Annotated in this window: 8 protein-coding genes; 5 read left to right on the top strand and 3 right to left on the bottom strand. The window is 69.2% G+C overall.

All coding sequences use genetic code 11. From position 1 onward, the window contains the following. Window positions 1–249: 249 nt before the first annotated feature. A complete protein-coding gene (locus HOQ08_RS07455) occupies window positions 250–789 on the bottom strand; it encodes a peroxiredoxin (RefSeq protein ID WP_291192888.1) in 540 nt (179 codons plus the stop codon). A 171-nt stretch (window positions 790–960) separates the two neighbouring features. Here HOQ08_RS07455 and oxyR point away from each other — a divergent pair, with 171 nt between their 5' ends. Then, the gene (gene oxyR, locus HOQ08_RS07460) at window positions 961–1908 is read left to right on the top strand and encodes a DNA-binding transcriptional regulator OxyR (RefSeq protein ID WP_291192890.1); all 948 of its coding nucleotides are present in this window, start codon (window positions 961–963) and stop codon (window positions 1906–1908) included. Between the two features lie 26 nt (window positions 1909–1934). Here oxyR and HOQ08_RS07465 read toward each other — a convergent pair whose 3' ends face one another. After that, window positions 1935–2687 carry an RNA methyltransferase gene (locus HOQ08_RS07465; RefSeq protein ID WP_291192892.1) on the bottom strand — a complete coding sequence of 251 codons (753 nt, stop codon included), beginning with the start codon at window positions 2685–2687 and terminating at the stop codon, window positions 1935–1937. A gap of 107 nt (window positions 2688–2794) precedes the next feature. Here HOQ08_RS07465 and HOQ08_RS07470 point away from each other — a divergent pair, with 107 nt between their 5' ends. The 4 genes from HOQ08_RS07470 to HOQ08_RS07485 all read left to right on the top strand — a co-directional run bounded on the left by HOQ08_RS07470 (window position 2795) and on the right by HOQ08_RS07485 (window position 4624). Further along, on the top strand, window positions 2795–3598 hold the full coding sequence (locus HOQ08_RS07470; RefSeq protein ID WP_291192894.1) for an inositol monophosphatase family protein: 804 nt from the start codon (window positions 2795–2797) through the stop codon (window positions 3596–3598). A 406-nt stretch (window positions 3599–4004) separates the two neighbouring features. Then, entirely contained in the window at window positions 4005–4199 is a 195-nt protein-coding gene (locus HOQ08_RS07475; RefSeq protein ID WP_291192896.1) for a hypothetical protein, read from the top strand. A gap of 24 nt (window positions 4200–4223) precedes the next feature. After that, the gene (locus HOQ08_RS07480; RefSeq protein ID WP_291192898.1) at window positions 4224–4409 is read left to right on the top strand and encodes a hypothetical protein; all 186 of its coding nucleotides are present in this window, start codon (window positions 4224–4226) and stop codon (window positions 4407–4409) included. 17 nt (window positions 4410–4426) lie between these two features. Continuing rightward, window positions 4427–4624: a hypothetical protein gene (locus tag HOQ08_RS07485; protein ID WP_291192900.1), complete on the top strand. Its 198-nt coding sequence runs from the start codon at window positions 4427–4429 to the stop codon at window positions 4622–4624. A gap of 37 nt (window positions 4625–4661) precedes the next feature. Here the strand turns inward: HOQ08_RS07485 and HOQ08_RS07490 are convergent. Beyond that, a partial coding sequence (locus HOQ08_RS07490; protein ID WP_291192902.1) for a DnaA/Hda family protein occupies window positions 4662–5182 on the bottom strand: 521 nt, incomplete at its 5' end.

Raw genomic sequence — 5182 nt, forward strand, 5'->3', positions numbered from 1 at the left:
GCGCGACCACCATGATCTGTTTCTGGGTGAGGCCCGGCGCACCGCCCTCGCTCAGCACCGAGTCGAGGTTCAGGCGCAGGTCCTTGGCGTAGTCGGGCAGCTGACTCTTGAGGTCGGCAAGGCTCATGGGACACCTACTTGGATTCGGAAAAGGGCCGGCGGCGAAGGGGGGCCGCCGGCTGGGAAACCCGCGCGCCCTGCGGGGGGAGGGAGGTGGGCGCGCGGGGTACTGCGGGGTGGAACGGACGATCAGGCGACCTTGAGGGTCTCTTCGCCCTGGTGCCAGTTGCAGGGGCACAGCTCGTCGGTCTGCAGCGCGTCGAGCACGCGCAGCACTTCCTGCGGATTGCGGCCGACCGAGCCGTCGGTCACGTAGACGAAGCGGATCACGCCTTCCGGATCGACCAGGAAGGTCGCGCGCTGCGCCACGCCGTCGGAGGTCAGGATGCCCAGCGCATTGCTGAGGTCCTTCTTGATGTCGGCCAGCATCGGGAACTTCAGGTCGCGCAGGTCCTTGTGGTCCTTGCGCCAGGCCAGGTGCACGAACTCGGAGTCGGTGCTGGCGGCGAGCACCTGGCAATCGCGGTCGGCGAACTGCTCGTTCACGTCCGAGAAGCCCTTGATCTCGGTCGGGCAGACGAAGGTGAAGTCCTTCGGATAGAAGAACACGCACAGCCACTTGCCCTTGTAGGTGTTGTTGTCGATGGTGGTGAAGGCCTTGTCCAGGTTCTCGATCGAGACGGTGGCAGGGACGCTGAACTGGGGGAACTTGTCGCCGATGGTGAGCATGGGCCTCTCCTTAGAAGTGCGGGTGATGGAACGTTGATCAGTGCGGGATCGGTTAAAGCATCATGGGCGCCGTGGATGACGCGTCATGGAGGCAAGGTTACGCACCGCCCTGGCATTGTTCAAATTGATTGTTGCCATCAGACTCATAGATGCAGCCTATCGGAGTGAGCCATGAACCTGCGCGACCTCACTTATCTAGTCTCGCTGGCCGAGCACCGCCATTTCGGCCGCGCGGCCGAGGCCAGCTTCGTCAGCCAGCCCACCCTGTCCACGCAGATCAAGAAGCTGGAGGACGAGCTGGGCGTAGCGCTGGTCGAGCGCACGCCGCGCAAGGTGCTGCTCACCGAAACCGGCCGCGAGATCGCCCGCCGCGCGCGCGGCGTGCTGGCCGAGATCGAGGAGATCAAGGCGATCGCCCAGCGCACGCGCGATCCGGAGGCGGGCCGGCTGCGCCTGGGCGTGTTCCCCACGCTGGGCCCCTACCTGCTGCCGCACCTGGTGCCGCGCGTGCGCCAGCGCTTCCCGCGCCTGGAGCTGCTGCTGATCGAGGAGAAGACCGAGCAGGTGATCCGCATGCTGCGCGAGGGTTCGCTCGACGTGGGCATCCTCGCCCTGCCGATCCACGAGGAAAGCCTGCACGCGGAGTTCCTGTTCGAGGAGCCCTTCGTGCTGGCGGTGCCGGACGACCACCCGCTGGCCCGGCGCAAGACGCGGCTGAAGCTCGCGGACCTTTCGGACGAAAGCCTGCTGCTGCTGGAGGACGGCCACTGCATGCGTGACCAGGCGCTGGAGCTGTGCCAGCTGGCCGGCGCCGGCGAGAAGGTGGGCTTCCGCGCCACCAGCCTGGAGACGCTGCGGCAGATGGTGGCTGCGAACGTCGGAATCACGCTATTGCCCACGCTGGCGATCAAGCCGCCGGTGGCGCGCACCGACAACGTGCAGCTGCTGGAATTTGCCGGACATGCGCCGAGCCGGCGCATCGCACTGGTGTGGCGCAAGAGCTCCTCGCTGGGCCCCTTCCTCGAGCGCTTCGCCGGGGTGGTGCGCAGCCTGCCGGCGGAATTGCTCAAGCCGGAACTGGGCGAACCGGCAAACGGTGGGCGACGCAAGCGCGCGTAGCTCGTGGGACGTAGCAGGAAGCCGCCCTACTTCCGCGTCAACGACGCCATGCGCTGCGCGTCGGCCAGCACGCCGTGGAGGATGCGCAGCTCGCGCTCGTCCGGCTGCGCGCGCTGGAACAGCCGGCGCAGGCGCAGCATGATCGTGGTCGGCTCGCGCCCCTTGTGGAACTCGATGTCGTCCAGCGTCTGCGCCAGGTGCTCGAAGAAGCGCTCCATGCACGCGGCGTCTGCCGGCGGCTCGTCGTGCTCCGGCGGCGCCGGCAGCGCGTCGCCGAGCATGGCGAGGCGTTGTTCGTAGGCCATCACCTGCACCGCCTGGGCCAGGTTGAGCGAGCTGTAGTCGTCCACGCTGGGAATGCGCACCATCGCGTGGCAGCGCGCCAGTTCCTCGTTCTCCAGTCCGGTGCGCTCGTTGCCGAACACCAGCGCCACCTGCTCGCCGCGCGCGGCGGCCGCCAGCGCCTGCGCGGCGCCCTCGCGCGGGGTCAGCTCGGCCAGGTTGACGCCACGCCGGCGCGCCGACAGGCCCAGCGCGAAGGTCGCCCCCGCCAAGCCATCCACCAGCGTGTCGTGCACCTTCGCCTCGGCCAGCACGCTTACCGCGTTGGCCGCCAGCGCATCGGCCTCGCGGCTGGGGAAATCCGCCGGCGCCACCAGCTCCAGCCGCGTGAAGCCCATCGTGCGGATCGCCCGCGCGGCGCTGCCGATGTTGCCGGGGTGCGAAGTGCGCACCAGCACGAAGCGGAAAAGCTTGGCGAGATCGGCGAGGTCGGTCATGGCGGCGAACGGCGGGGAACGATCGCCAAGCATAGCCGCCCGGGACGCCCCGGCGGCCCCTCTGCTAGAATCGCCCGCCGCATACCGTTCTTTTTCCCAAGCCGACCATGCCAAGACCCGCCGTCACCATCGCGGCACGTGCCGCGCGCGCCGCAGGCAACGTGATCCTGCGCTACATGAACCGCATCGACGGCCTGCACGTGGTCGAAAAGCAGCGCATGGACTTCGCCTCCGAGGTCGACCGGCTGGCCGAGGCCGAGATCGTCAAGGAACTGCGCCGCGCCTACCCCGACCATGCCATCCTCGCCGAGGAAGGCGGTGCGACCGGCAAGAACCCGCTCACCTGGGTGATCGATCCGCTGGACGGCACGCACAACTACCTGCGCGGCATCCCGCACTTCTCCGTGTCGATCGCCTTGGTCGAGAAGGGGGTGCCGGTCTACGGCGTGGTGTTCGACCCGTTGCGCGACGAACTGTTCACCGCCAGCAAGGGCGACGGCGCCTACTTGAACGACCGGCGCATCCGCGTCTCCAAGCGCGAGAACCTGGGCGGCGCGATGATCGCCACCGGCTTCCCCTACCGCCAGCGCGAGCATCTGGATGCCCAGCTGGCGATGACCCGCGCGATCCTCGGCCAGGCCGAGGACATCCGCCGCTCCGGCTCCGCCGCGCTGGACCTGGCCTACACTGCCGCCGCGCGCTACGACGGCTACTTCGAGATCGGCCTCAAGCCCTGGGACATGGCCGCCGGCGTGCTGCTGGTGCACGAGGCGGGCGGCCGCTACGGCGATTTCGCCGGCCGCGACGGCATGCCCGCCAGCGGCAATCTGATCGCCGCCAACCTCAATGTGGCCAAGGCGATGACCGACGCCATCGGCGCGCAGGCCACGCCGGCGCTGCTCAAGGCCTGAGCCCGGCAGGGCCATGGCGACAAGGGCGCCTGCGGGCGCCCTTTGCTTTTGCGCGCACCACGCCCTTGCCGGCCAATCGGCATCCACCCGCATGCCTGGGTACCAGGCGGACGCTGCTGTAGATCTTTCCAGCCGAAGCTTTTTTTTCAGCGTCGCCGGCGTCCCGCTTCGCTGCACGGCGCACCTCATGCTGGCATCCGCATTGCAACGCCCCTGCCGTCCGAAGGAGGCCGCGAGGCATCGCGGCACCGTGCGATCGAGGGAGCGTTCGCCGCCATCCGGGCGCGCTTGCGCCACTGGCGCAAGCGGGTGCGGATCCCCGCCGGACCCGCCGCTTTGCGCTGGACGCCGGGAAGGCGACCAGCCGGCTTTCAAAGTGACTGGACGTATCAACGGAGCCAACCCCATGAACCGGCAGCAGTCCCCAGGCAATCAATCCAACAGCAAGCATGCGAAGCCCGCATCGGGCGGCGCCATCGACGGCGCCCACGGCAAGCTCAGCGTGCGCGAGGCGGGCCGCAAGGGCGGCCTGCGCGTGCGCGAACTGATCAACCGCGGCCGTCAGGCCGAGGCCCGCCAGAGCGAACAGCGCCCCCACTGACGGCGCACCACCGGAGAACCCACGATGACCCAGCAGAAGAACCAGCCCGGCAGACACGCCGGCGACAGCCAGCACGACAAGGGCGACATGAGCGTCCGCGAGGCCGGCCACAAGGGCGGCGAGATCGGCGGCCACAAGGGCGGCCAGCGCACGCGCGAACTGATCCAGGAAGGCAAGCAGGCCGAAGACCGCGGCGGCAGCCGCAAATAAACCAGCGAGGCAACGCCATGACCAAGCACAGCGACAACCAGCACGACAAGGGCGACATGACCGTGCGCGAAGCCGGCCAGAAGGGCGGCCACAAGGGCGGCGAGATCCGCAAGGAACAGCTGGGGCCGGAAGGCTATTCGGACCTCGGCCACAAGGGTGGCCAGCGGGTGCGCGAACTGATCGATGAGGGCAAGCAGTCCGAGGGAAAGAAATAGGCGCCCATCCGCTGCCGGGAACGGCCGCCGGCAGGCTTCAGTCCAGTTCCCGCAGGAACTCCCGCAGGAACGGCACGGTGATGCGCCGCCTGGCCGCCAGCGATGCCTGGTCCAGCTTGTCCAGCAGGTCCAGCAGCGCGGCCAGGTCGCGTGCGTAGCGGGCGAACAGCCAATCCAGCACCGCCTCGTCCAGGCCGATGCCGCGGGCGGCGGCCTGCTCGCGGAGCACCGCGCGGCGCTCGGCGTCGTCCAGCGGCTTGAGGGCGAATTGCGTGCAGGCGCCCAGCCGCGAGCGCAGGTCGGGCAGGCCGATCCCCTGCTGGGCCGGCGGCGCGGCGGCGGCGAACAGCATGGCGCCCCCTTCGGCGCGCACCTGGTTGTAGAGGTCGAACAACGCATGCTCGGCGGCGCGTTCGCCGGCCAGCACGCCCAGGTCGTCGATCGCCAGCAGCTCGCTACTGCCCACGCCGCGCAAGGCGCCGATGTGCTCGTGCATGGCCGAGAGCGGCAGGTACTGTGCGCGCCTGCCGGCCGCGCTGGCGGCCTGGCAGGCGGCCA

This window comes from Frateuria sp., assembly GCF_013362045.1.
Classification (GTDB): Bacteria; Pseudomonadota; Gammaproteobacteria; order Xanthomonadales; family Rhodanobacteraceae; genus Frateuria_A.